Source organism: Halomonas sp. KG2 (assembly GCA_030440445.1).
Lineage (GTDB): Bacteria > Pseudomonadota > Gammaproteobacteria > Pseudomonadales > Halomonadaceae > Vreelandella.
Window position 1 is genome coordinate 2942604 of sequence record CP098528.1, and the last position, 24247, is coordinate 2966850.

The following is a 24247-nucleotide window of genomic DNA, read 5'->3' on the forward strand; positions in this document are numbered from 1 at the left end:
GTCTAAGGAATGTGGGCACAGGGGGTGAACTTCAACCCTTGGCACCATTTGTAGCAGTGTATTCGAAGAGTGGTAACAGCTTCAGAGCTCATCGCTGTTTAGTAGAAAGCATTGATGCTCAAAACAGTGGTACTCAAAACAGTGATGCTCAAAACGCTTATGGCCAAAGCTGAGGCATCGGACGTCCATTAACACGCAATTCGCCACGAACAACATCAAACTCTAATTCTTGCGTCCCCAGGGGTAAGCCTAGCCAAAGGGCTGCCACGGTTGGCGCATCGTACCAAGTAAAATCACCATCAATACGATCCAACCAGCGAGCGCGCTCTTCTGGCTTATCTAGCCTCGTCATCATGAGTTCATCAAGCCCACGCGCATCAAAAAAGAGCGCACCATCTGCGTTAACATTGATACCTAGCAGCGGACTTTCAATCGCGATCGTTGTAACGTCTAAACGGGGCGAGTCACTCAACACACCTTTTAAATCAGGGGCTAAACGCACCAGCAGTCCTTCTGCCATTGGCAGGCTAGCGTCACCCCATGAGGCTTCTTGCCGCAAACGCAAGATTGTTGCGCGAACAGCATCCGCATTTAAGCGTGAAAGCTCGGCCTCAATCCGACCGCTTAACAAAGCTGTATCGGGTGCTTCGCTTGGGACGCTCACCTCGCCAATGATCAGTTCGCCATTCAAGCGAAGCTCTTGTTCGTCGAGTACCATGTGGCTGTGAACATCAAGCGGCGACACACGAATATCATAGGCAGGATAGTGAAGCGATAACGACTCAACATGCAGATGGTCACGCTGAGCAAAGTGGTAGGCATCGTCAATGTAGGTATAACGACTTTCAAGAGACGAAGGTCCCAGCGTCAAATGAGCAGGGCCATCTGTTAGCGTGAGCTGGTCGAGCAGCGCACGCAACCGCCAATCACCAAATACGCCTTCTAAGCGCATACGGGCACCACGAACCGATAACTCACGGCCATTTTGCTGGATCACAAAAGGAGCAAGTGCTAAACGCAGTTCACTGTGGCCACTTAGCGTATGGTAGCGCCCTTGCCAGCGCGGTATAGACGGGGCAGAGACCTCACCCACGGCTTTTTGTAAAACGCTATCTAAACGGGGTAGTAGCGTTCCTTCAACGTCAGTACTTAACGCACCATGACGAGCACGATATGTAAGCTCTAACCGCCATGGCCGACCTAATAAGGGCGATAAAAGCAGTTTGCCCTGAGACGTCAACCACCCTTGGCGGCTCTCCGTCCGACTAACGCGCCACTCCCCTCGCGCTTCTAAATCTTCTAGTGCTTGACGAAGGCTGCGTTCAAACAAAATGCTTGATAGCAGTTGTGCCACCACCCACGCCACCACCAAGGCCGCGAGAATAGGCACGATCAGTCGTTCCTTGCGCATGCGATCTCCTTGAACACCCCCACGATTGGAGCCATTCGCCACCGACGTTGCGTGATCAGTTTTCAATAATTAGCTAAGTCTATTTATTATATAGGTGGCTCACCAACCGGTTCGTGCAGATAGGTTTATTAGTGTAGCCAAAACCATAAATGCATCGTACTCCACGCGTAGATGCCCGCCATGACGTCATCAATCATAATGCCAAAACCACCGGCAACGCGTCGGTCTGCCCACCGAATGGGCCATGGTTTGAAGACATCGAAAATGCGAAAAACAATGAATCCCCAGAGAGCGGCCTCCCATGAAAAGGGTACTGCCGCCATGGTTATCCAATAGCCAACAAACTCATCCCAAACAATGCCGGAGTGATCATGCACGCCTAAGTCATGGGAAGTTTTGTCACACAACCACACCCCAACCACAAACGCCACAAAAACAATGCTGAGATACCAGGCCAAAGGGAGGTCGGCCATCATCCAGTAGAAAGGGATTGCTGCTAGCGTACCGAAGGTGCCAGGTGCCCAGGGCACCGCACCACTGCCTAGGCCAAAGGCAAAAAAATGGGTTGGCCGACGCCATACGCTCGCTGGTGCTCGGTTCATGGCGCTTCCCCGCTAAAATGTTGCCATCCTTCGTAGTCACTGGCGGCAACGCCAGTCACGCCTAGGGTTTCGGTACAGTGGCCTATCACCGTTAGCGAGAGGCCAAGATTGGCGAGCCGCTGCTGGGCGATAGCGAGGTTCGTTGGTGAGAGTGTCACCAGCAGCTCATAGTCGTCACCACCCGATAGCGCGGCTTTAATTGCGTCATCGTGGCCTAACGCTTCTTGCAATCCTGCGGCCAACGGTAGCGCGTCGACGTCTAGCACACAGCCTACGCCAGATGCCTTACGCAAGTGCGACAAATCTGCCAGCAAGCCATCCGAGATGTCCAGTGCCGCCGTTGCAATACCGCGCAGTGCCACACCCGCGGCTAAGCGAGGTTGCGGCAACAAATAACGGGCCAGCAGTGGGTGCGATAGCTCACGTTCGCCCTGGCGCCAAAGTGCTAGGCCACCGGCACCACCACCCAATGCACCGGTCACGGCGACAACATCGCCGACCTGCGCACCTGAGCGAGTTAACGCTTGGCCGGCTGGCACTTCGCCCATCACCGTAACGCCAATGGTCAGTGCCCCAGAGGTGACATCACCACCAACCAGCGCGGTGGAGTGCTGCTGACAAAGCGCGTGAAACCCTTCAGCGTATCCTGCTAACCAGTGTTCAGCAGCTTCGCGGTCATTAAAGACGCTCTTATCCAGCGTCATTGCCATCAGGCACCAACGAGACATCGCGCCCATGGCTGCTAAGTCGCTGAGCGCCACCGCCAGCGCGCGATGTCCTACCGCGTGCGCCGGGGCATCGTGAGGAAAATGCACGTTACTCACCGACGTATCAACGCTGACCACAAGCTGCTGACCTGCTCGGGGCACCAAAAGCGCTGCATCGTCGCCATTTTCAAGCGCTATGCCAGCTGTCGCGTGCGCCTCCTGCGGCGACATGAAGTAGCGCTGAATCAGTTCAAATTCGCCAAGCACAAAGGCCCCTTAAACGCATTATCAGGAGGCTCGCCTTACAGACGGCGAGCGCTGACCTCAGCACTTCGTAAGCGATTTGCTAACTTATCGAGAATGCCGTTCACGTATTTATGGCCGTCGGTGGCACCAAATGATTTGGCCAGCTCAACGCCTTCGTTAATCACTACTCGGTAGGGTACTTCCATCCGCCGAGAAAGCTCGTAGGCACCCAAGCGCAGGATGGCTAGCTCAACAGCATCAAGATCTTCGAGGCGTCGGTCGAGCAGCGGCGCAATTTCACGATCTAACTCCGCTTTGAACCGGACCGTGTTATGCAGCAGTTCATGGAAAAGCGCCTTATCAGCGATTTCCATTACCTTCACCCAGTTTTCGTAATCTTCCAGGTCATCATCTGCCACCTGGCTACGAAACTCAGCTTCGATAGTGGTGATCGATTTCCCTGTCATTTGCCACTGGTAAATCCCCTGAACCGCTAACTCACGCGCGGCGTGGCGCCCTAGCTGCGCGGCAGAGGGCTTACGCTCACGACGTTCGCTCATTGGTTGTCTCCTAGCGGCAATGCTCGCAGTAACGAGACCATCTCCATCGCCGCCATTGCGGCTTCCGTACCTTTATTACCCGCTTTGGTGCCCGCCCGCTCAATCGCCTGTTCGATAGACTCAACGGTCAACACGCCGTTTGCTACCGGCGTATCGAACTCAAGCTGGAGGTGGTTGATGGCTGTGTTGCAGCCGCCAGCTACATATTCAAAATGCGGCGTGCCACCACGAATAACAGCGCCCAGCGCGATAACAGCGTCGGGCTTCATGACGTTAAGTACACGCTTTACTGCCAGCGGTAGTTCCCAAGCACCAGGTACGTGGACAAGGTGAATATTGTCCGCATCAACGCCGTGGCGTGTCAGGCTATCAATAGCGCCTTCCACCAGGCTATCCACCACATGGTGGTTAAAACGGCCTACAACGATGACATAACGGCCATCGACATCCACAAAAGTGCCTTCAACTTGCGAAAGGGATTGCATCAATTTATTCCTGCTGAGAAGTTGGCTCATACGCCGTGTCATTGGGTCCTAGACGCTCGACAACTTCGAGATCAAAACCGGAGAGCGCCGAGAATTTCCACGGTGAGCTGAGTAGCCGCATTTTGCCTACCCCTAAATGGCGTAGGATTTGCGAGCCAGTACCAATCGTTAAGTAGTTACCTGAACCGTCCGAATCGCTGGTGCGCGGTTGACGCACGCGATCCAGAAAAATATCGAGTTGATCTTTCAAGTCTTGGTGAGGACGACCATCGTCAATCAGCACAAAGACCCCCGCAGATGCATTAGCGATCTCTTCCAGCGCGCGATGGGCATCCCAACGGCACTGCTCATCTTTCATTAACCCTACGATATCACGCAGTGTATCCGCTAAGTGAACACGCACCGTTGTCGCCTGCTCTGGCGTTGGTTGCCCCTTAACTAACGCCAAATGATGAGCACCTTGTATACGGTCCCGGAACACATGCAGCGCCAGCTCCCCATGGGCCGTCATCACATTGGTCGTTTCGACCGCATCAACCGTTTGTTCATTGACGATACGGTAGTGAATCAAATCGGCAATCGTGCCAATTTTAATACCGTGCTTTTTAGCAAACTCTTCAAGCTCAGGCCGACGCGCCATACTGCCATCATCATTCATGATTTCACAGATGACGCCGCTGGGGTCGCAGCCTGCTAAAGAGGCTAAATCACAGGCTGCTTCAGTATGCCCAGCACGACGTAGAACACCACCAGGTTCAGCCATCAGCGGAAAGATATGCCCTGGCTGTACGATATCTGTCGGCTTGGCATTCGCCGCCACTGCCGCTTGAACAGTACGCGCACGATCAGCTGCTGAGATGCCGGTGGTCACACCTTCGGTCGCTTCAATGGAGAGCGTAAACTTAGTGCCAAACCCAGAGCCGTTATCACGCACCATCAGCGGTAGGTTTAGCTGCTCGCAACGCTCGCGAGTCATGGGCATACAAATAAGCCCACAGGCATAACGCGCCATGAAGTTGATATGCTCGGCCTGAACTTTTTCGGCCGCCATGATGATATCACCTTCGTTTTCGCGATCCTCATCATCCATGAGAATCACCATTTTGCCCTGGCGGATATCTTCCACCAGCTCAGCGATAGGGGACAAACCCTCTGAAGAGGAATGCGCCATGGAATCTCCAAAATAAGTGGTCGCAACACATGCGATTTCGCGCGTCAGGGTACCTTGCTCTGGCCCGGCGCGCTAGTCAGTGCACGGTTTAGCGATGATGCGCCAGTCACTCCCAACGGCTCGAATTTCTTTAATAGTTAAGCGCTTTTGGTCGGCCATGCGGGTCATCCCGGGCAACGCAAATAGTGGTCGAGCCTCGCCTCCCAAAAGCGTGGGAGCAACAAATAACTGCAGTTCATCCACCGCATTTGCATCTAACAGCGCACCTGCCAGCGTAGCGCCGGTTTCAACAAGCAGCTCATTTACCAGCTCATGCTCAGCCAACCAGTTCAGCATATCTGTTAGGTCAACTCGGCCTTCTTGAGCCGCGGGCAGTACCTTAATGTCAGCGCCTGCAGCTTCCAGCTTTTGGCGTTTTTCTTCACTGTGGTGTTCAGTGGTAATAATCAATGTGCGGCCGGGTTCACGAAGACAAGCTGCCGCTAACGGTAACCGCAGACGCGAATCCAAAATAACGCGTAGTGGCTGCCGCTGACTAATTGTATCCGCGTTATCGAGCCCCAGCTGGTCTGCGCGCACTGTTAGCCGTGAATCATCCATAATGACGGACTCAACGCCGCTCAAAATAGCGCTTGAACGCGCTCGCAGACGCTGCACTTGGCTACGAGCTTCTGGGCCAGTAATCCATTGTGACTCTCCAGAGCCCATGGCAGTGCGGCCATCCAGGCTCATGGCCATTTTTAAACGTACAAAGGGACGTTTGTGCTGCATACGGGAAATAAAGCCAGGATTTAACGCACGGGCATCCTGTTCCAACAGCCCAACATCTACCTGAATTCCTGATTCCCGAAGCCGCTTGATACCGCGTCCACTAACGCAAGGGTTAGGGTCAACCATTGCGACTACCACGCGGGCAACGTTGGCATTCGCTAACGCAACGGCACAAGGGCCAGTGCGCCCTGTATGGGAACAAGGTTCTAACGTGACATAAGCCGTTGCGCCTTCTGCCTTAGCACCAGCTGTGTTAAGTGCGTGAATTTCTGCATGAGGCTCGCCAGCACGAAGGTGAAAGCCCTCGCCAACTACCTGCCCTTCAGTGTGTTGATCGTAGCGGACAATAACACAGCCTACCCGGGGGTTGGGGTCTGTTGTATACAACCCTTTCGCCGCCAATTGCAGAGCACGCGCCATAAATTGATGATCAGCGCTGGTAAAGCCTCTCTCCGTCAACTCGTTCATCAAGCCTCTCCGCGATGTGGGCCGCTGTGGGCTGATGTCGGATGATCGCCAGGATCTTGAGAAAGACGGTCTATCTCAGCGCGAAATTCATCTAAATCCTGAAACTTACGATATACCGATGCAAAGCGGATATACGCCACCTGATCCAGGTTGCTTAATGCCTTCATGACGGCTTCACCGATATCCCGCGCATTAACTTCGCGATCCCCACGGGCACGAAGCGATTGACGAATACGCTCAACGGCGGCTTCTATTGCCTCAGCACTTACCGGACGCTTCTCAAGCGCCCGCAACATGCCTGCCCGCAGCTTGCTCTCGTTAAAGGTTTCGCGTGAGCCGTCGGATTTTACGACCCTCGGCATAATCAGTTCTGCGGTTTCATACGTGGTGAAGCGTTCTTGGCAGCTAGCGCATTGGCGACGACGGCGCACCTGGTCACCGTCGGCTACCAGCCGCGAGTCGGTCACTCGAGTATCATTAGCACCACAAAAAGGGCAATGCATGGCAGTCAACCTGTTGTCAGTACGTGCAGCGTGTCAGCTTGTGCGGATAACGGCACATATAAGCAGTATTGCAAACTATTATTAGCAGCGGAGTAGCCACGCGCTACAACGACATGCAGTTTAAGGGCGCTTGCAAGCAAAAATAGTCGCTTCTTTAAACGCGGCGTTAACCTAGCATTGTAACGATTTGGCACACAAGCTGCAGCGTTTGTCGTAGGTTGTTTAAGAGGACACCCCTATGACCCCATTTGAGCAGACAGTCCACCATTTCCTTGCGCACCTCTACGGCCCCCGCGCCAGCGAGGTACAACGCCGTCTTGGACAACACATTGAACACTTTCGCAGGACATCACAGGCGCCAGCCATAACAGAAAATACCGCGGCTGAAGGCGATAATGCACCAACATGGAGCGAAAAAGATCAATGGGTCATTAGCTACGGTGATTCCATTGTGGCAGAGGAAACACCGCCTCTTGCCGTGCTTAACGAGTTCCTTCAGCGTTATTTGGGGGAGCGTATTAGCGGCGTGCATGTGCTGCCTTTTTTTCCCTGGAGTAGCGATGATGGCTTTTCAGTCATTCATTACCGCGAGGTTAATCCAGAGCTAGGCGATTGGCAGCACATCCGTGAGCTAGCAAGCCACTATGACGTGATGGGCGATTTAGTGCTAAACCACGTGTCTCGCGAATCCCTGTGGTTTGTGGATTATTTAACCGGAAGTTTGCCAGGTCGTGATTACTTTATAGAAATAGACCCAGAAACCGATGTTTCTGACGTGGTTCGACCACGTAGCAGCCCATTGCTAGTGCCCATTTCCACGCGCCGGGGCACGCGCCATGTATGGGCAACCTTCTCAGAAGATCAGATCGATTTAAACTTTGAAAATCCTGACGTATTGCTCGAGTTTGTTGGCATCCTGCTGTTTTACCTCCAACAGGGCGTGCGTATCATTCGCCTGGATGCAGTGGCATTTTTATGGAAGCGTCTGGGAACGCCATGCATCCACCTTCCCGAAACCCATACAATGGTCCGTTTACTGCGCACCATTGTGGATGAAATAGCGCCGGGCACGCTGATAATTACCGAGACCAATGTCCCTCACGCAGAAAACATCAGTTACTTTGGCCTAGAGCGGTTAGCCAACGGGGCACCAGACGAAGCTCACATGGTCTATCAATTCGCCCTGCCCCCTTTGTTATTGCACACGCTCACCCGCGGTGAAGCCACTACCCTTCAAACATGGCTTTCCAGCCTGCCGATATTGCCCAGACACTGCACCTATTTAAACTTCACCGCGAGCCATGATGGTATTGGCGTGCGCCCTTTAGAAGGGGTGCTACCCGATCATGAGCGAGATGCACTGCTAGAACTGATGCATCGCTTTGGTGGCTTTGTCAGCATGCGCAGCAATCCCGATGGCAGTGACTCGCCCTACGAAATCAATATTACTTGGTTTGAGGCCATGCGCGGCACGCGCAGAGGACCAGACCCCTGGCAAATTGCCCGCTTCCTGTGCAGCCAAGCTATTATGCTGACGCTCCAGGGCATTCCCGCCCTCTATATTCATACATTGACCGGCACGCTTAACGATGTCGAAGGAGTGGAGCGCAGCGGCCGATTGCGCTCAATTAATCGACGCCGCTGGCAGCGTGATGAGCTAGCACTGTTACTCGAAAGCCCCTCAACGCCGACTCACGATGTGTTTCATGCGCTTAGCCGCTTGCTGGAACTTCGGCGCACAGAGCCCTGCTTCCACCCCAACGCCACACAACGCGTACTGACCACGCCGCCTGACGTGTTAGCCATTGAGCGAGGCCCGCTAAGCGACGGCCGCCGCCTGCTTGCCCTGTTTAATGTCACCGATACGCTACTGCCATTAGATAATGTAGGAGAAGCACTTGAGCAGGCACTTAGCCAACATGCTTGGCGTGCTTTAGATCTGCAAAACGCCCAGGAGGAAACCGCGCTTCCTCCCTATGCAATAAGATGGATGGTGGCAGACACATGAAAGGTGCATTGCGGCATAATGTCTCAGTAATTAGGCAATATAATCGCCAAATAATCGATGACTGAGATACTGTCGCGATCATCATCAATGGCGATAGCGTTGATGCCGACTTTTCGCATGTATAAGGACGTGTTATGCCTCACATTTTTTTGCCGGGATTGCGCACCTTAGCGCTTACTGTAGCGATGAGTAGCGTGTCGTTGAGTTATGCCGAAGAACTGCCTGCACCGGTTCAAGCGCTAGCCAACCAGGGGCTAACGATTCACGGTCAGTTTGAGGCGCCAGGGGGAATGCGTGGTTACGGTGCTAGCGCGCAGGGCCAAGAGTTAGCGATTTATTTAACTCCTGATGGCGAACATGCCATTATCGGCACGCTAATGGATGATCAAGGCAACGACCTCACCGAAGCACAGATAGAGGAGCATGTTCGGGTTCCGCTTGAAGCGCAAACCTGGGCGTTACTGGAAGAGAGCCACTGGATTCAAGATGGCGATGAAAACGCGCCGCGGGTTATCTATACCTTTACCGATGCTAACTGCCCCTACTGTCGCCAACTGTGGCAACAAAGTCGCCCTTGGGTAGAGGCTGGAGAGGTACAGCTGCGCCATATTATGGTGGGCATCTTGGCACCGAACAGTCCCGCCCTGGCGGCCACCCTGCTGGGAGCAGACGATCCTGCTGCCGCGCTACATGACCACAGCAACGGCGATTCGCTTTCAGCAAGCGCCCAGCCTCGAGATATTGAAGAACAGGTATATGCCAACAATCAGCTTTTTGAGGAGCTAGGCCTGTACGCTACGCCCACCAGCGCCTTCCAGCGCGAGACAGACAGTGGCAATTTACGTATCGACAGGATTCAAGGCTTACCGAGCGAGGAGCGTTTAATTGAAATGATGGGCGGTGAAGCGCCTTAAAGCAGACAATATAAGCAAGTTTTAAAGCGCCCATCCAGCATCCTCAAACCAATCAGTAGCCCGTGGGGTTATACCACCACGGGCTACTATTTTTTCCGGATACGTTGGTTGCGATGCTTGTATCGCTGCTCCTTAGCTAGTTACTCGTCTGTCAGATTTTCAAAACGAGGCATGCCGACGTTCCATGGTTCGATATCGCCTTTTTCGCCAAAGTTCGCATGGTCGCCAAGCACATGGCCGTCATGCTCACGGACCTGTCCATAAAGCGAACGTTTATGGAAAGTAGGGCCAAAGCGCTCTAGTGTCTCAGCAACGTCACCCGTGTAACGGGGGTCTTGCGGTCGCTCTTGGCTACTCATGTAATAGGCAATGTCCCAGGCATCCTGGTCACTTAACGAGCGCGGCTGTCCTAGCGGCATATTGTTGTAAATAAATCCTGCGGCGGTATCGACTCTGACAATGCCTGCGCCCCAGTTATTAGAGCCATCCCCCCAGGGGGCGGGGAACACATACTCGCCGTTCTCATAGTGTCCAGCGCCGTTGTCTTGATGACAAATGGCGCAATTTTCTTGATAAGCCGCTTCACCACGGGCGTAATCGGGGGATTCATCTGGCTCGTCTGGCGCAGGAAAACCACGGCCATAAATAGGCTGACTGGGGTACATTGGCGCACCGGTAGCCAGCCATTGATGGTAAGCGCTGAGTGCGAGCATCTCATCACTGCCATAGGCAGGCGGCGTTCCATTCATCGAGTAAGCAAAGCAGCCAGCAATGCGCTCTTCAAGATTGTTAACGTGCTGATTTTTACCCCTGAAGTCAGGAAGCGTGACCGCCGCTGCCCAGACCGGTGCACTAAACGGCTGACGCCCTTCGCCTAAGTGGCAGCTTGAGCAGTTCATGTCATTGAAAACGTTTTCACCGCGTAGCTGCTGCGTGTTGGTAAATAGGTCATAGCCATACCGAATGACCTTTTTTAGCTCTGGATGGATATCGGCGTCTTCCAGGTCTGCCATGGTCGGTGGAACATGAACGAGTTCGCCCTCTTGCGGTGCAGGAAAGCCAAGTTCTACTAACTGCTGATAGGGCGCTTCGTTCGATGGGTCGGCAGCATTGTCAGCGAAAGCACTGACGGCTAGCCCGGTAGCCAATGAACAGCCTGTTAGCGCCAGCACGAGACGTTTTTTATGCATAATCATTGCGCTACCTCCTCTTCTTCACTGCCGACTTGGGCGCTATCGTCCTGCTTGGCATACCACGCTGACACCGCTTGGATATCCTCATCGCTCATACGCTTGGCAATGGCTCCCATCAAATTTTGGGGATCATTATGGCGCTGATCATTTTGCCAGGCATGCAGCTGGTTGCTTATGTAACCTGCGTGCTGGCTTGCAATACCAGGGAACGTCTCCCCAACGCCAGTGCCGCCCGGGCCATGACAGCTCTTGCATGACACAATGTAGGCATCCCAATCTCCGCGCTCAGCCAACTGCTCGCCACGGGCTAATAGCGCCTTTTCTACATCATCGCCCCCTTGGCCAGGGGTGATCGGCATTTCGCTATAATAGGCGGCAACGTCCACTATTTGCTGGTCATTAAGCATATTAGCAAAGGGCATCATGGTGGCGTTTTGGCGACGTCCCTCTTTAAAATCATGTAGCTGCTTAACGATATAATCGGCATTCAGCCCAGCCAAACGCGGCCACGATTCGCCTCCCGGTATATTCATCCCGCTACCGTTAGCTTGATGACACGCCGTACAGGTTGCCGCGGCGGCCTGGCCACGCTCGGCATCGCCTGGTTCGGCAAAGGCCGTACCTGCGAGAGTGCTGGCCCCTATAAGACTGGCTCCCATCAACAAGCTAAACTTGCCCCACTGTTTTTTATTCATATATCCCCCTGACTGCTGTTCGTTATTTACTTACCTGCCCGTTATTGACTAGCCATTGCCCATTGACTGAGATGACGCAGCGAGCGCTATCGAATAGCCTCAGACCCTTCTCGTTGCTCATCCCCTGCCGTAGGAATGGTTAAGTGGGCGCTAAACCCGCCGGTCTGGACATTTTCAAAACTTACCCAGCCCCCAAAACGCTCAACAATTGCCGCCACAATCGCTAAGCCCAAACCACTACCTTGCTGCTTGCTCACGCGCCAGAAGCGCTGAGTTAACTGTTTTAGTGTCGCGTCATCGACGCCCCCACCCTGGTCATGCACCGTGAACGTTACGTGACGCTGATCAGCGGCATACTGCACGTCTAACGCTACAGGCAGCTCACTTGCCCCATGGTGCAGTGCGTTATCCAGCAAATTACGTAGTGCGGTTATTGCCAGCTCTCTGGGCATGGCAACGCACACTTGGGGTAATTGGGAGGTAATCTGGCACTGCCCTGCGGTTGCCATGCAGTCGGCGATCGCAACGTCAACAATCTCACCTACCTGGCTTGGCTCGCCATCATCAAAGCGCATGCGCCCTTCAACTCTTGCTAACGTCAGTAACTGGTCTAGCGTATGCGCCAAACGCACCACCCCTGCCTCTGCGTATCTGAGCGCTTCTTTCGCCGTTTCGCCGTCGGCTCGCTGCGCTACTTGAAGATGGGTTTTAATCGCGGTTAAGGGAGTGCGTAACTCATGAGCGGCATCGTTGGTAAAACGCTGCTCACGGACAATGGTTTGTTGAATTCTTACGAGTAACCCATTGAGCGTCTCAATCAACGGTTTAATCTCTTTCGGCACACCATAGGTAGACACAGGTGCCAATGCTTCCGGATGACGGCTGGCAAGCGACGCGCGCAGCCTTGTTAGCGGCGCCAAACCACGCCACACAACCACCCAGAGCGCAATTAAGCTCCCCGTTAATGCCACCACAAATGGCACGACAGCGACGCGAAACACATCGCTAAGCAATATGTCCCGCTCATCCATCCGGTCGGCGGTAGTAATGACCAGATTGCCACGCTCATAGGTAAAGACACGCCAGGTAGTATCGCCTTCCTGCCGGTAAGCATGACCACGCTCACCCGGTGCCAGTATGGTGTCCATGTTGGCATGAGTGCGGGCAATGATATCGCCACGCGGGGAGTGCACCTGACAGGCCAACCCCTCGATGGGCGGGATAGATAAAGCGCGAGACTGGCTCTGCTCCCAGACATCTTCAGGCAGCTGAAGCACGAGCCCAGCGACCATGCGTGCCGACTGAGCAAGGCGCTGATCTAGCGTTTCTACGAATTTTTTTTCTAAATCATTGAGTAACCAAGCCGCAGCAACACCCCACAGCAATGCCAACGTCACCCCCAGAGTGAGCAATAGGCGGGCTCGTAAACTCATTGCTGCCCCTTATGAGGCGTGCCTGGAATGTGGACAGCCTCAGGCTTGCCTAATCGATAGCCCAACCCACGAACTGTCTCAATGATGCCACTGCCTAATTTTCGACGTAGGTGGTGGATATGCACATTCAGTGCATTGCTCTCTACATCATCACTCAAACCATAGAGGCTATCTTTTAACTGGTCGGCAGAAAGGACACTACGCGGCGAATGCAGAAAGGCCTCTAAAAGCACCAGTTCTCGGCGCGATAGCGTTACCAACTGACCGGAGACTCTCACTTCACGCGCATGGGGATCCAGCGTTAGCACCCCATGTATCGTCATACCCTGGCTACGGCCTGACACTCGCCGCAGCAGTGCATGAAGACGGGCCACTAACTCATCAAGGTCAAAGGGTTTCACCAGATAGTCGTCGGCTCCGCACTGCAGGCCGTCAACACGGTCTCTTACCGCATCCCGCGCCGTTAGCATTAACACCGGGGTAGCGTTGCCTTGGTCGCGCCACGATTGCAGCAGTTGCAAGCCGTCGCCATCGGGAAGACCACGATCAAGTATCACAACATCGCTCACCACTGACTGCATGATTTGTCCCGCGGCTTGAATCGTAGACACATGATCGACGACAAAGTCGTACATCATTAAGCCGGAGCGTATTCCTGATGCAACAAGTGGATCATCTTCAATGAGCAAGACGTGCATGGCGGTTTTCCTTTTATTACTACTAGCATGGCAAATGCACGTTAACCCAGCATTAAGCTAGCGAGCTGTGCCATAAACTGATTACAAAAACTCATTTACCAAAGCTCATTCACAAAAACCTGCTACAAAAACGCCCTTGCCTAAAGAGACAAGGGCGATCGCAGTGGTTTATACATTAACGCTACTGGCTAATACGTTTTGCGATAAACCAGCCTGCCACCATCGCGGCCAACAGCGCCAATAACGGCAATGAGATCCCACCGATGGAGGCGATGGCAGGGCCAGGACAGTAGCCAGAAAGACCCCACCCAATGCCAAATAGCGCGGCACCACCCAGCAGCTTGCCGTCTAACGCTTGCTTAGCTGGAAGCTGAAAATTAGCGCTAAACAGCGGCTCGCCACGGGCAAATGCCAATCGGTAGCCCACAAACGTTGTGCCTACTGCACTGCCCAACACAAACATCAGCGTTGGATCCCAAGCGCCAGCCACATCGAGAAAGCCAAGTACACGGGCAGGATCCGTCATACCCGAGATAGCTAGCCCAAGCCCGAATAGTAAACCCGCGATATAGCCAGCAGCGGTTTTTACTGTTGCACTATTCATATCACGCGCCTCATACACCACCTCCAATCATATGACGCATCACATAGACCGTGGCGATCGCTGTGAGTAGAAACACCCCAGTGGCGGCCATAGAGCGGGGGGATAAGCGTGCCAAGCCGCAAACGCCATGGCCGCTGGTACAGCCGCTGCCAAGCCCTGTGCCTAACCCAACTAACAGACCGGCTATCAACATCAGCGGCACGCCGCCAGCTGGCGCACCGATCACCGCACCGGGAGCATCGGCAACGTTGCCCAGCCCGCCTCCCATTGCCATGACCAATAACGGGCCACTCACCAGCCCAACCAGAAAGGCTAAGCGCCAAGCGCTGTCGCCTTTAGGTCGCTGGGTTATTAAGTTTCCAATAATGCCGCTAATACCGGCGATGCGTCCCAAGGCTCCCATCAACCACACAGCGGATAAGCCTATCAATACACCACCAACGAGCCCTTGCAGGCTTGCCATCCAGTCCACAGGTGTCTCCTTGCTGTGTTAATGCTTGTTTTTACAGGTTGAGATGCCCAGCAGAGGATACAATGGGCAAAAATTAAACAGCCCTGTGGCGAGTGGTACGACGCCAATCCATCCCCATGCGCCGATGGTGCCGGTAAGCGCCAGTATGATCAGAATAAGACCAACAACGATTCGTGCCACTTTGTCGATACCGCCGACGTTTGCTTTCATTTTCTGCTCCTCAATAATCAATATCGGTTAAAAGCGGTTGATAGGGACTTTCAGATAGACAACGCCATTGTCGTCGGCAGGCGGCATTTCCCCCGCGCGCATGTTGACCTGTACGGAAGGAATGATGAGCTTAGGCATGCCTAGCGTGGCATCACGCTCCGTGCGCATTTTCACGAACTCATCTTCTGTAATGCCTTCATGTACATGGACGTTCGCGTCACGCTGCTCTGCCACACTGGTTTCGTGCTGATAAACGTCTCGGCCTGGCGCTTTATAGTCATGACACAAAAACAGCCGCGTTTGCGTCGGCAGTGCCAACACCTTTTGGATAGAGCGGTACAGCGTACGTGCATCGCCACCGGGGAAGTCACAGCGTGCGGTGCCGTAATCTGGCATAAACAGTGTGTCGCCAACGAAGGCCGCGTCGCCTATTACATAAGTAAGGCAGGCAGGCGTATGGCCTGGCGTATGAAGCACGCGCGCTTGAAGACTGCCGATGGTGAACGTATCGCCTTCGTTAAACAGGGCATCAAATTGGCTGCCGTCCCGAGCAAACTCAGTGCCTGCATTGAATGCTTTACCAAAAATTTCCTGTACGTCGACAATGTGTGCGCCAATCCCGGTTTTTCCACCTAACGTTTGGTGCAAATAGGGTGCCGCAGAGAGGTGATCAGCATGCACATGGGTTTCTAAAATCCAGGTCACTTCAAGGCGGTTATCGCGAATAAATTCAATAATTTCATCCGCAGAACGTACATCTGTATGCCCCGCGGCATAATCGAAATCGAGTACCGAATCTAGAATAGCGCAGGCATTACTCTCTGGGTCCTGCACCACATAACTAAAGGTATTGGTGGGCTCATCAAAGAAGTGAGTAACAATCGGGTGTTGCATTCTGTGCCTCCCGCTAATGGCAAGTAATGATGTTGCTATGCAACCATCATAGACCATAAAATGTTATATGTTTATACTTATTTGGAATTTAAAACGATTTCTTGAGCATGGTCAATATTGCTCGTCGGCCAATAGCCGCGAAACAAAAAAGCACCTCGCTGCCAACGAGGTGCTGTGATGAGAATGATATGGTCGGTTAAGCGAAATTCATCAGCTTCTATCGACTTAAAGCCTTATTTACTTCTTGACCTGAGAAGATCAACTAACTGATAAACTTAAAGATTATTAGAAAAAAACAGGCATGGAGCGTTAAACCCTACCCTGATTATCAAGCTCTACCGCTTCATGCATACGGGCTAGCACGTCAGGCATCGCCGCTTGCACACGGTTCCAACTGGGAATAAAGGGACGTTCGCGGGGGTTATCTAAAAACAGATTGCCGGCTTCTAGCAAATTGCTGGCAAATAGCTCCACTGCCTGTTCTTCACAGTGGCGATCTAAACTTAGCCCGTTCATTGTCGCGTCGTGATCATAGGCTTCAATGAGGTCTAAGGCTAAACGGTAATAGGTTGCTTTGAGCGTCCGGAAATCTTCGCTGCTAAAGCTAACCCCTTGGGTAGCCAGCTTACGATAAAGCGCTTTTGCGATATCCAGACTCATTCGGTTCAAGCCACTGGTCGCATCGGCTTCACTAACGGGCTGATGCTTATGGTCATAGGCGTCGGCAATATCTACCTGACATAGCTGACGGTGGGAGTAGTTACGCTGCAACTCCGACAGCACGCCGATTTCCAATCCCCAGTCAGCGGGAATTCGGATGCCCTCAAGCACATCGCTGCGCATGGCAAATTCACCGGATAACGGGTAACGGAAGCTGTCTAAATAATCCAAATAGGGTAACGGACCACAGACGGTTTTCAAGGCACGTAGCAGCGGCGTCACCATCAACCGAGAAACACGCCCATTGAGCTTTCCTTCGGCAATACGCGGGTAATAACCTTTACAAAAACTGTAATTAAAACGAGGATTCGCGACGGGATACATAAGGCGCGCTAGAAGGCCACGGTCGTAGGTAAGAATATCGCAATCGTGAAGACCAACGGTGGTGGAGCGACCTGAACTAAGCACATAGCCAGCGCAATACCATACGTTTCTTCCTTTACCTGGCTCTAATGCCCCCAAACCATGACGCTCTAACTCTTGGTCGATGGCGCGCAAGCGAGGACCGTCATTCCATAGGATTCGTGTGTGCTGGGGCAAGCGCGAAAAGAACTCCCGTGCATATAAAAACTGATCCCGGTCTGCCCTGTCCAAACCAATGACAATTTCATTGAGATAAGGCACTTTCACCAGCTCATCAACAATCGCCGACAGCGCAGGCCCTTCCAGTTCAGAAAAAAGCGAGGGTAGAATTAGCCCCATCGGGCGGCGTTTGGCAAACTGGCAAAGCTCTTGTTCAAGGGCTTCAACTGGCCGGCGCGTTAAGTTGTGAAAATCGGTTATCACACCATTTTGATGGAAATCACTCATACGCTAGCCTCCCGTGACTTGTAATCTGATGCAGCGATGTCATTCACTGGCGTCATTTTTAGACGCCCGTCATCTCGCCCCCACCAGTGGGCTACCCCCTCAGCCCAGCCAGTTGGCCCAGTCGCGTTTGTTCGATATAGCGCGCTGTTGTGAGGCTCAACGTTAAGTGCGTGGCAACCTCGAATCACCACCGCTTGATCGACAGTTTCCAGCATCGTGATATCGTTTGGACCATCGCCCAAGCCCAATGACAGTGGCTGACTGCCTCGTAATGCAGTAAATCGCTTGATTAGCCACTCTACAGCACCACCTTTGTCAGATAAGCGCCCGATCACATGCCAAAAGCGTCCCCCTTGTGTGAGTTCAAGGCCATCGCCTTCAAGCGCAATGCGAAATGTCTCAAGTGCAACTGCATTATCTTCCCAAATAAGCGGCTCACTCCCCTCTCGCTGCCGCGCTGCTTTCGCACGGGTTTCATCAAGTCCAGTTAACGCCATTACCTGTTGAAGACTTAAGTCGCCCATGCGGGTAAACCGAACGCCCAAGCGCTTACGCCAAACGTTTAGTCGCGCTTTAATGAAGCTACTATCAACACCGGTATGTTTAATCACAACGCCATCTCGGCCATTACCAGGGCGATCTAAACGCGCATGACACCAACCCGGAGGCAATCCAATAACGGCTCCATTTTCAGCAATAAAGGGGGTCGCCGTTAGCCCAAGGGCTTCGCGTAGGTGAATGAGTTCAGCACGAGTTTTACTGGTAACCGGAATGACCGGAACCCCTAGCTGTTTAAGGCGAGCAAGCCAAGGCTTAGCAGGTGAGAAATCATAACTGTGGTGATCTAGTAATGAACCGTCCAAGTCGGTGACGACCAAACGCGGTTGAAGCGCTGGGTCCAAGTCGCTTGGTGACTGAGCATCACTGAGCAACGCAGTACGCCTTTGTTCGGTCATAGCACCACCTTTTTGCAATCTTAAAAGTCGTTACACACGTCCACTTTTAGATAAGCAATCTAGCAGTTTGTATGCCAACACAATTTTATTGTTAATAATCAGAACATTAGCTCATTAAAACTGACTGTCATTTTATAAGCACCAAAACAACGCAATCTTGACGCACCAAAATAGCGCGCAAATAAATTGAAAAAATTCGACAAGCCCTTGGCAAAAGCTCACAAATAACTATACTAAAATTGTACCAACTGGCAACCTTGTACACCCCCTCACCTGATGCCAGTGGGCTGCAGTGAGACAAGCCCTTTCATACCCGCCTCCCCGGCGGGTTTTTTTGACCTATCCCCTAGTCCACGTGAATAACCACCTCAACGCGACGGTTTCGCGCTCGCCCTTCAACAGTATTGTTATCTTCTAGCGGCTGGGTTGCGGCTAGTCCAACGGCTCGCAAACGCTCCGGAGCAACCCCTGCGGCTTCCAGTGCCTCAACGATCGCAATCGCCCGCGCACTTGAAAGCGCCCAGTTGGACGAAAACTCTGGGGTATTGATGGATTGGCTATCAGAGTGTCCCTCCACCCACACTTCCCCCTCGAAGCGCTGGATGGTATCCATCAATGACCCTACTAGCGATGAGCCGCCTTCTGTCAACTGAGCATCGGCAGAGGGAAATAGCAACCGATCTTGTACACGCAGGCTGATCCCTTCGGCGACTCGGGAAACTTCAACGCCTTCCAAATTAGGTAGATACGTCGAGGCCTCCACACGCTCAGCCAATCTCTCATCAAGTGCTAATGCGCTATTAATCGCCGCATCAGACACTTTCTGTACATTGGTAGGTGGACGGTCGGTGAGCAGTACCATGTAATCCGCCAACGGCGAAACAGCCTGACGTTCATCGCTAGGCAGCAGCAACTGCGGAAGCCTACTATTGATAGCCGATGGCTGGCTATCTATCGATGCTTCTTCAATCCGCGCCAATAAAGGAGGCACCTCCACAACAGCAGTGCGAGCTTTAGGCAACCCTGCCATACCCAACGCAGCGCTACTCGCAAACGGGCTGAGCGTATCACTACTAGGTGATACGCCGAGTACCGTGCGCTGCTGGCGGACTTCAGCAAGCGCATTCGGCAGGGGTATTTCTCTAGCAGGCGATGACTCATAGCCGTACTCATCGGCTGCTTCTTGCTGAAACAATGATGGGCTTGTCACATTAGCCGCAGCAATAATAATGACGAACAGGGCTACCAGTAGCGTCATGATGTCAATATAGCTAATCATCCAACCGCTATTACTTTCACCTTCTGGATAGGCGGTTAGCAATGAATCATGACGCGGACCAGCGCGGAGGTCTTCAAGCATGGGGGGCACTTATTCAAGCTTTTAATCTCGTGGCCAAGCTAGGGTAAGCGTGGCAAACTGGCCTATTAAAAGCCGTTTCATAGCGAGAAGGAACTATCAGGTGCGCACCCGATCTGGGTCATAAAGAGCTCATTCGTTAAGCACTAAATCGTCAGAAACTAGGCCTTTAAGAACCGAGCCATCAAAAGAGGAGGTTATCATCACTACGCAGATCGTTGATAATGACCATATTCTCTACTCCTCTTCTAATATTTATTACATAAATGCTGGTGCCGTCGTTACTAAAGGCATGCAGGTACGCGAAGTCAAAATGCGAGACAGCATGTTTATCGAAGAGACCGTTGGCGAATTAATTCTATCCCGCCAAGTCCAACGTCTTAGCGCCCAGCACAATGCACGCTCGATACTGATGGGTACTTATGCACAAGGCCAGGACTATCTCTATGTGAGTGCACGAGTAGTTCGCGCTGGTGATGCGATGGTGCTTGGCAGCGCTGACTTTAAACTGCCTCTGGATAATAACACCCGAAGCTTACTGGAAGGCCAAGGCGGCTGGTAATCGATTGACCTCTTGCCGCAACACGAATGAAAAGGATGAACATGCCCACCCGCACAAGCAAACCACTTATTGTGGCCACTAGTCGCTTGATAAAGCTATGCGCAAACATTACCAAGCTGCTTAGCTATATTTTTCATGCCGTGCTGCCGAACAAGCGCTTTACGTTGCCAGCCTATGCCGCCCCATGGCTGACACCTAAAGATAATTCGACTATTCCACGTACTATTTGGCAGACCAACTTCACTAATAGGGTGACCCTTCCGGTTTACCTGAACTACTTGTTTAATCGGCTTATGGCTCCTCGTTTCGAATATCGCTTCATGATTACCGACGCACGGAGTGACTTCATTAAAGAAAATTTCGACGACGCCCTATTCACCAGCTATTCAAAGTTACAAATTGGTGCGGCGCAGGCTGATTTTTGGCGCCTCATGGTACTTTACAAATACGGCGGCGTTTACCTTGATATTGATGCACATGCCATCTGGCCGCTTGCCCGCGTTGTGCCTGCCGATATTGACGAGCTCTACGTCACGACCCGTAAAGGTGAGCTGAGCAATTACTTCATCGCCAGCAAACCAGGTAACCCCAACCTACGCAGATTGATTGATCAAGTGCAGCAAAACATTGAAGAGAACACTCTCACCAACGTGTTTGAGCTCACTGGTCCTGGCGTATTCATTCAGCTATTAGATCAACGCACCGTCCCCACGGTGTCATACCGTCACGCCTGCAACCAAGGCAATTTTACTAACGAGCACTTCCAGTATATTGATAAAAAAGCGGGCAAATGGACCAGAGAGCAGAAGAAAGTCAGTATCATTCGCCAAGAAGAGCCTTGATCTTAAGGTCGGCTTGAGGCCAATTAAAAAAGCGCTAACCGTATAGGTTAGCGCTTTTTTTATCGTTTTTGCTTTATTTCTGTTTGCTTTGCCATGCCAGCCTGACAAAGCGAGCCTATGCTACTTGTAAACAGGGAAGCAGCCACATACTTGTGCCACTTTATCCAGCACTTGGGCTTCGATTGAACTAGTGTCCTCACCTTTAGCAAGTACATCTAAGATGTCACAAATCCAACCGGCCAATGTACTACACTCTTGTTCACTGAACCCGCGCGTGGTCACCGCCGGGGTGCCAATACGCAAACCAGAGGTCACGAATGGGCTTTGCGGATCGTTAGGCACCGCATTTTTGTTCACAGTAATGTGAGCGCGGCCCAGGGCGGCATCTGCATCTTTACCGGTCACGCCCTGCTTGATCAAAGACAGCAGGAACAGGTGATCTTCGGTACCACCAGAAACGATATCGTAACCGCGATCGATAAACACCTTGGCCATCGCCTGGGCGTTTTTGACCACCTGCTGCTGGTAAGCTTTGAATTCAGGCGCCATAGCTTCTTTGAAGCAAATCGCCTTGGCAGCAATAACATGCATCAACGGGCCGCCCTGACCACCCGGGAAGACAGCTGACTGCAGCTTTTTCTCGATATCCGCATCGTTTTCAGCGGAGAGAATAACGCCGCTGCGTGGGCCACGCAGGGTTTTGTGCGTGGTAGAGGTTACGACGTGAGCATGGGGCAGCGGGCTTGGGTAAATGCCTGCAGCAACCAAGCCAGAGACGTGCGCCATATCAACCAACAAGTAGGCACCTACTTCATCAGCGATCTCACGGAACTTAGCCCAATCGACAATTTGCGAGTAGGCAGAGAAACCAGCAATGATCATTTTGGGCTTGTGCTCGCGAGCAAGCTGAGCCACCTGATCGTAATCAATCAAGCCCTGTTCGTTCAGCCCATACTGGATAGCATTGTAGTGCTTGCCAGAGAAGTTAGGCTTGGCACCATGGGTTAAGTGACCACCGGCATCCAGGCTCATCCCCAAGATGGTGTCACCCGGCGTTACCAGCGCTTGGAAAACCGCGCTGTTGGCCTGTGAACCAGAGTGAGGCTGAACATTCACGTAGGTCGCGCCGAACAGCTGCTTGGCGTAGTCGATCGCAAGATTTTCAGCGATATCAACAAATTCACAGCCGCCGTAGTAGCGCTTACCTGGATAGCCTTCGGCGTATTTATTGGTCAGCTGGCTGCCTTGCGCTTCCAGTACGCGGGGGCTGGCGTAGTTTTCAGAAGCAATCAATTCAATGTGAGCTTCCTGGCGTGCAACTTCTTTTTGCATCGCGTCAAATAGCACATCATCGAATCCGGCAATTGTCATATCGCGGCTGAACATCGGCGGGAACCTCGTTACAAAAGGATCATCATGGGGAAACTAGGCCGCTATCATAACGCAGCCTGACGCGACTTTCATCGCATCCGCGTCAGGTCGTGCATGAGCGTATTTCATGTTGCAGTCGTCATCAAAAAACTGACTAACTGGTCAACCGCGCTACTTTAGCTCATAGGTGAACGTAAACCGCTCAGTACTCGCCATCGGGTTCATCATGAATTGGTTAAAAGTAAACGGATTGGGCAATGCGACATTGACCGTTAAGGCTTGGGAATGGCCAGCCATAATGTCGACCATCCCGGTCATTAATTTGGTTATTTGCGAGCCTAACAAGGGCTCAAGCTGACGAGCCTGCCCCGCCGCCATAGAGATTGCTTGCGCTTCGGTAATATTCTCGTGCGCGGCGATCTCGGTAGTTAATCGCGGCAGCAACCCTTCATCGGTATAAGCCACAACGACCTCACCACCATGCAACGTGGCTGATTCAAACAACGCAGGGTTTTGCATTGCCTGCTCAATGGAAACGCTCTTTGGCAAACTGATCGGCAAATCAAGGCTGTATTCAATTCCCGCAGCACTACTCAAGCGCACATAGCCATCAGCGATCAAGCGATCGGTTGCCCCCTCTTCTTCCCAGCGAGAGTGACTGCGCCCTTCAGCCTGTAACTGACCACTTCCCCCTGTGAGTATCTTGTTGAAGGTTTCGAACTCTTGTCGTTGCTCGAGAGGCAATAAAGGCAGCAGCCCTCCAATATCAAAAAATGCGCCTTCGAAGCCCGCATCTCCCACATAGGAATTGCCTTCTACCCAGGCGCTATCCAACGCTACGCGCCAACCATCCCCGGACAGATCCATGCCATTCAACGCGGCATGTTCCACGCTCTCCTCCCCAGGCGTATCGATTCCGGTTAGCTGCTCAATGCGCAAATTAGCGAGCGCAAGAACCGAACTAATCCCACTTTCCAAGTCATTAAAATCGGCACTGACGCCCTGCATATCGAACAAGCCAATGGCGCTACTGCTGACCTCTTCAAGCATGAGCGTTTCAATGTGCAACTGCCCCTCAAGCGGGGGAGAATCTAGCTCACTAAAAAATTCATCCGCCGCCTCGCCCTGTAGGTTTAGCGTGATGTCACGCGCATTCAATGCCTTCCATACCATGTCAGGCGCACTCATTTCATCAATCGACGGCACTGCTTGCGAAGCGTTGGGCAATTCAATGGAGGCAATGCTGAGAAAAGGCAATGAGTTACCTGCCTCGCTAACGGCCATACCATCAATGACTACATTGTCTGGACGATGATAGTCACCCTCAACGAGGTAACGTTCGATAGTAAACACATCGCCATTCGCATAAGTGATAGCAATATCTTCAGCGACAATAGCGTCAGGCTGCTCATACACTTGGGCAACTGTGAATGCGCTCGACTCACTACCTAGCCGCTCACGAAGCTCTGCTTCAAGCTGCCAAGGTGAAGCATTCACCGCACCGGAAAGTAGCAGCAACAAAACCCCAGCAGTAAGCTGGCGATGACCTACAGACACAGACATGTCATGACCTCCTTGTGAGAA

General features: G+C 52.5%; 25 protein-coding genes. 4 read left to right on the forward strand and 21 right to left on the reverse strand.

Annotated features, from left to right (window positions below; all coding sequences use genetic code 11):
* Positions 1 to 157: 157 nt before the first annotated feature.
* From NDQ72_13690 to nrdR, 8 genes are all read right to left on the reverse strand, one after another.
* Positions 158 to 1411, reverse strand: coding sequence for a YdgA family protein (locus NDQ72_13690; protein WKD27109.1), 1254 nt, complete (start codon positions 1409 to 1411; stop codon positions 158 to 160).
* Positions 1412 to 1539: 128 nt separating this feature from the next.
* On the reverse strand, positions 1540 to 2013 hold the full coding sequence (locus NDQ72_13695) for a phosphatidylglycerophosphatase A (protein WKD27110.1): 474 nt from the start codon (positions 2011 to 2013) through the stop codon (positions 1540 to 1542).
* A complete protein-coding gene (thiL, locus tag NDQ72_13700) occupies positions 2010 to 2987 on the reverse strand; it encodes a thiamine-phosphate kinase (GenBank protein ID WKD27111.1) in 978 nt (325 codons plus the stop codon). The genes NDQ72_13695 and thiL overlap by 4 nt, the downstream gene beginning before the upstream one ends.
* 35 nt (positions 2988 to 3022) lie before the next feature.
* Positions 3023 to 3526, reverse strand: a complete 504-nt coding sequence (nusB, locus tag NDQ72_13705; protein ID WKD27112.1) for a transcription antitermination factor NusB — start codon at positions 3524 to 3526, stop codon at positions 3023 to 3025.
* Positions 3523 to 4011, reverse strand: a complete 489-nt coding sequence (gene ribE, locus NDQ72_13710) for a 6,7-dimethyl-8-ribityllumazine synthase (GenBank protein ID WKD27113.1) — start codon at positions 4009 to 4011, stop codon at positions 3523 to 3525. Before ribE ends, nusB begins: the two co-directional genes overlap by 4 nt.
* Positions 4012 to 4015: 4 nt before the next feature.
* The gene (gene ribBA / locus NDQ72_13715; GenBank protein ID WKD27114.1) at positions 4016 to 5182 is read right to left on the reverse strand and encodes a bifunctional 3,4-dihydroxy-2-butanone-4-phosphate synthase/GTP cyclohydrolase II; all 1167 of its coding nucleotides are present in this window, start codon (positions 5180 to 5182) and stop codon (positions 4016 to 4018) included.
* A gap of 72 nt (positions 5183 to 5254) precedes the next feature.
* Positions 5255 to 6421 (reverse strand): bifunctional diaminohydroxyphosphoribosylaminopyrimidine deaminase/5-amino-6-(5-phosphoribosylamino)uracil reductase RibD, encoded by a 1167-nt coding sequence (gene ribD / locus NDQ72_13720; GenBank protein ID WKD27115.1) that lies wholly within the window; start codon positions 6419 to 6421, stop codon positions 5255 to 5257.
* The gene (gene nrdR, locus NDQ72_13725; protein WKD27116.1) at positions 6421 to 6924 is read right to left on the reverse strand and encodes a transcriptional regulator NrdR; all 504 of its coding nucleotides are present in this window, start codon (positions 6922 to 6924) and stop codon (positions 6421 to 6423) included. Before nrdR ends, ribD begins: the two co-directional genes overlap by 1 nt.
* A 238-nt stretch (positions 6925 to 7162) precedes the next feature.
* On the opposite strand from nrdR, the gene NDQ72_13730 reads away from it, so the two are divergent.
* Both NDQ72_13730 and dsbG read left to right on the forward strand, forming a co-directional pair.
* Entirely contained in the window at positions 7163 to 8932 is a 1770-nt protein-coding gene (locus tag NDQ72_13730; protein WKD27117.1) for a sugar phosphorylase, read from the forward strand.
* A 185-nt stretch (positions 8933 to 9117) separates the two neighbouring features.
* Positions 9118 to 9846: a thiol:disulfide interchange protein DsbG gene (dsbG, locus tag NDQ72_13735; GenBank protein WKD30405.1), complete on the forward strand. Its 729-nt coding sequence runs from the start codon at positions 9118 to 9120 to the stop codon at positions 9844 to 9846.
* 140 nt (positions 9847 to 9986) lie between these two features.
* On the opposite strand, the gene NDQ72_13740 is transcribed toward dsbG, so the two are convergent.
* From NDQ72_13740 to NDQ72_13790, 11 genes are all read right to left on the reverse strand, one after another.
* Positions 9987 to 11042 (reverse strand): c-type cytochrome, encoded by a 1056-nt coding sequence (locus tag NDQ72_13740; GenBank protein WKD27118.1) that lies wholly within the window; start codon positions 11040 to 11042, stop codon positions 9987 to 9989.
* Positions 11039 to 11734, reverse strand: a complete 696-nt coding sequence (locus NDQ72_13745) for a cytochrome c4 (protein WKD27119.1) — start codon at positions 11732 to 11734, stop codon at positions 11039 to 11041. Before NDQ72_13745 ends, NDQ72_13740 begins: the two co-directional genes overlap by 4 nt.
* An 86-nt stretch (positions 11735 to 11820) precedes the next feature.
* A complete protein-coding gene (locus NDQ72_13750; protein ID WKD27120.1) occupies positions 11821 to 13167 on the reverse strand; it encodes an ATP-binding protein in 1347 nt (448 codons plus the stop codon).
* On the reverse strand, positions 13164 to 13865 hold the full coding sequence (locus tag NDQ72_13755) for a response regulator transcription factor (GenBank protein WKD27121.1): 702 nt from the start codon (positions 13863 to 13865) through the stop codon (positions 13164 to 13166). Before NDQ72_13755 ends, NDQ72_13750 begins: the two co-directional genes overlap by 4 nt.
* Positions 13866 to 14046: 181 nt before the next feature.
* Complete coding sequence (locus NDQ72_13760; GenBank protein WKD27122.1) at positions 14047 to 14469, reverse strand: YeeE/YedE family protein; 423 nt, start codon at positions 14467 to 14469, stop codon at positions 14047 to 14049.
* 10 nt (positions 14470 to 14479) lie between these two features.
* Positions 14480 to 14941: a YeeE/YedE family protein gene (locus NDQ72_13765; GenBank protein ID WKD27123.1), complete on the reverse strand. Its 462-nt coding sequence runs from the start codon at positions 14939 to 14941 to the stop codon at positions 14480 to 14482.
* A gap of 18 nt (positions 14942 to 14959) precedes the next feature.
* Positions 14960 to 15151 (reverse strand): DUF2892 domain-containing protein, encoded by a 192-nt coding sequence (locus NDQ72_13770; GenBank protein ID WKD27124.1) that lies wholly within the window; start codon positions 15149 to 15151, stop codon positions 14960 to 14962.
* A gap of 27 nt (positions 15152 to 15178) precedes the next feature.
* Positions 15179 to 16045 carry an MBL fold metallo-hydrolase gene (locus tag NDQ72_13775; GenBank protein ID WKD27125.1) on the reverse strand — a complete coding sequence of 289 codons (867 nt, stop codon included), beginning with the start codon at positions 16043 to 16045 and terminating at the stop codon, positions 15179 to 15181.
* 309 nt (positions 16046 to 16354) lie between these two features.
* Positions 16355 to 17575, reverse strand: a complete 1221-nt coding sequence (locus NDQ72_13780) for a glycosyl transferase (protein ID WKD27126.1) — start codon at positions 17573 to 17575, stop codon at positions 16355 to 16357.
* Positions 17572 to 18531 carry an HAD-IIB family hydrolase gene (locus NDQ72_13785; protein ID WKD27127.1) on the reverse strand — a complete coding sequence of 320 codons (960 nt, stop codon included), beginning with the start codon at positions 18529 to 18531 and terminating at the stop codon, positions 17572 to 17574. The genes NDQ72_13780 and NDQ72_13785 overlap by 4 nt, the downstream gene beginning before the upstream one ends.
* Before the next feature lie 346 nt (positions 18532 to 18877).
* Positions 18878 to 19891 (reverse strand): OmpA family protein, encoded by a 1014-nt coding sequence (locus NDQ72_13790; protein ID WKD27128.1) that lies wholly within the window; start codon positions 19889 to 19891, stop codon positions 18878 to 18880.
* 229 nt (positions 19892 to 20120) lie between these two features.
* Here NDQ72_13790 and NDQ72_13795 point away from each other — a divergent pair, with 229 nt between their 5' ends.
* Together NDQ72_13795 and NDQ72_13800 are read left to right on the forward strand one after the other, a co-directional pair.
* Positions 20121 to 20450, forward strand: coding sequence for a FlgO family outer membrane protein (locus NDQ72_13795; protein ID WKD30406.1), 330 nt, complete (start codon positions 20121 to 20123; stop codon positions 20448 to 20450).
* A 41-nt stretch (positions 20451 to 20491) separates the two neighbouring features.
* Positions 20492 to 21292 carry a glycosyl transferase gene (locus NDQ72_13800; GenBank protein ID WKD27129.1) on the forward strand — a complete coding sequence of 267 codons (801 nt, stop codon included), beginning with the start codon at positions 20492 to 20494 and terminating at the stop codon, positions 21290 to 21292.
* A gap of 120 nt (positions 21293 to 21412) precedes the next feature.
* On the opposite strand, the gene NDQ72_13805 is transcribed toward NDQ72_13800, so the two are convergent.
* Both NDQ72_13805 and NDQ72_13810 read right to left on the reverse strand, forming a co-directional pair.
* Positions 21413 to 22678 carry a serine hydroxymethyltransferase gene (locus NDQ72_13805; protein ID WKD27130.1) on the reverse strand — a complete coding sequence of 422 codons (1266 nt, stop codon included), beginning with the start codon at positions 22676 to 22678 and terminating at the stop codon, positions 21413 to 21415.
* A 156-nt stretch (positions 22679 to 22834) separates the two neighbouring features.
* Positions 22835 to 24226 (reverse strand): hypothetical protein, encoded by a 1392-nt coding sequence (locus NDQ72_13810; protein ID WKD27131.1) that lies wholly within the window; start codon positions 24224 to 24226, stop codon positions 22835 to 22837.
* Between the last annotated feature and the right edge of the window lie 21 nt (positions 24227 to 24247).

Bases quoted from the DNA above. Each gene is read 5' to 3' on its own strand.
- NDQ72_13690 (WKD27109.1), bottom strand. From the start codon at position 1,411: ATGCGCAAGGAACGACTGATCGTGCCTATTCTCGCGGCCTTGGTGGTG.
- NDQ72_13695 (WKD27110.1), bottom strand. From the start codon at position 2,013: ATGAACCGAGCACCAGCGAGCGTATGGCGTCGGCCAACCCATTTTTTT.
- nusB (WKD27112.1), bottom strand. From the start codon at position 3,526: ATGAGCGAACGTCGTGAGCGTAAGCCCTCTGCCGCGCAGCTAGGGCGC.
- ribE (WKD27113.1), bottom strand. From the start codon at position 4,011: ATGCAATCCCTTTCGCAAGTTGAAGGCACTTTTGTGGATGTCGATGGC.
- ribBA (WKD27114.1), bottom strand. From the start codon at position 5,182: ATGGCGCATTCCTCTTCAGAGGGTTTGTCCCCTATCGCTGAGCTGGTG.
- ribD (WKD27115.1), bottom strand. From the start codon at position 6,421: ATGAACGAGTTGACGGAGAGAGGCTTTACCAGCGCTGATCATCAATTT.
- nrdR (WKD27116.1), bottom strand. From the start codon at position 6,924: ATGCATTGCCCTTTTTGTGGTGCTAATGATACTCGAGTGACCGACTCG.
- NDQ72_13730 (WKD27117.1), top strand. From the start codon at position 7,163: ATGACCCCATTTGAGCAGACAGTCCACCATTTCCTTGCGCACCTCTAC.
- dsbG (WKD30405.1), top strand. From the start codon at position 9,118: ATGAGTAGCGTGTCGTTGAGTTATGCCGAAGAACTGCCTGCACCGGTT.
- NDQ72_13740 (WKD27118.1), bottom strand. From the start codon at position 11,042: ATGATTATGCATAAAAAACGTCTCGTGCTGGCGCTAACAGGCTGTTCA.
- NDQ72_13745 (WKD27119.1), bottom strand. From the start codon at position 11,734: ATGAATAAAAAACAGTGGGGCAAGTTTAGCTTGTTGATGGGAGCCAGT.
- NDQ72_13750 (WKD27120.1), bottom strand. From the start codon at position 13,167: ATGAGTTTACGAGCCCGCCTATTGCTCACTCTGGGGGTGACGTTGGCA.
- NDQ72_13755 (WKD27121.1), bottom strand. From the start codon at position 13,865: ATGCACGTCTTGCTCATTGAAGATGATCCACTTGTTGCATCAGGAATA.
- NDQ72_13760 (WKD27122.1), bottom strand. From the start codon at position 14,469: ATGAATAGTGCAACAGTAAAAACCGCTGCTGGCTATATCGCGGGTTTA.
- NDQ72_13770 (WKD27124.1), bottom strand. From the start codon at position 15,151: ATGAAAGCAAACGTCGGCGGTATCGACAAAGTGGCACGAATCGTTGTT.
- NDQ72_13775 (WKD27125.1), bottom strand. From the start codon at position 16,045: ATGCAACACCCGATTGTTACTCACTTCTTTGATGAGCCCACCAATACC.
- NDQ72_13780 (WKD27126.1), bottom strand. From the start codon at position 17,575: ATGAGTGATTTCCATCAAAATGGTGTGATAACCGATTTTCACAACTTA.
- NDQ72_13785 (WKD27127.1), bottom strand. From the start codon at position 18,531: ATGACCGAACAAAGGCGTACTGCGTTGCTCAGTGATGCTCAGTCACCA.
- NDQ72_13790 (WKD27128.1), bottom strand. From the start codon at position 19,891: ATGCTTGAAGACCTCCGCGCTGGTCCGCGTCATGATTCATTGCTAACC.
- NDQ72_13800 (WKD27129.1), top strand. From the start codon at position 20,492: ATGCCCACCCGCACAAGCAAACCACTTATTGTGGCCACTAGTCGCTTG.
- NDQ72_13805 (WKD27130.1), bottom strand. From the start codon at position 22,678: ATGTTCAGCCGCGATATGACAATTGCCGGATTCGATGATGTGCTATTT.
- NDQ72_13810 (WKD27131.1), bottom strand. From the start codon at position 24,226: ATGTCTGTGTCTGTAGGTCATCGCCAGCTTACTGCTGGGGTTTTGTTG.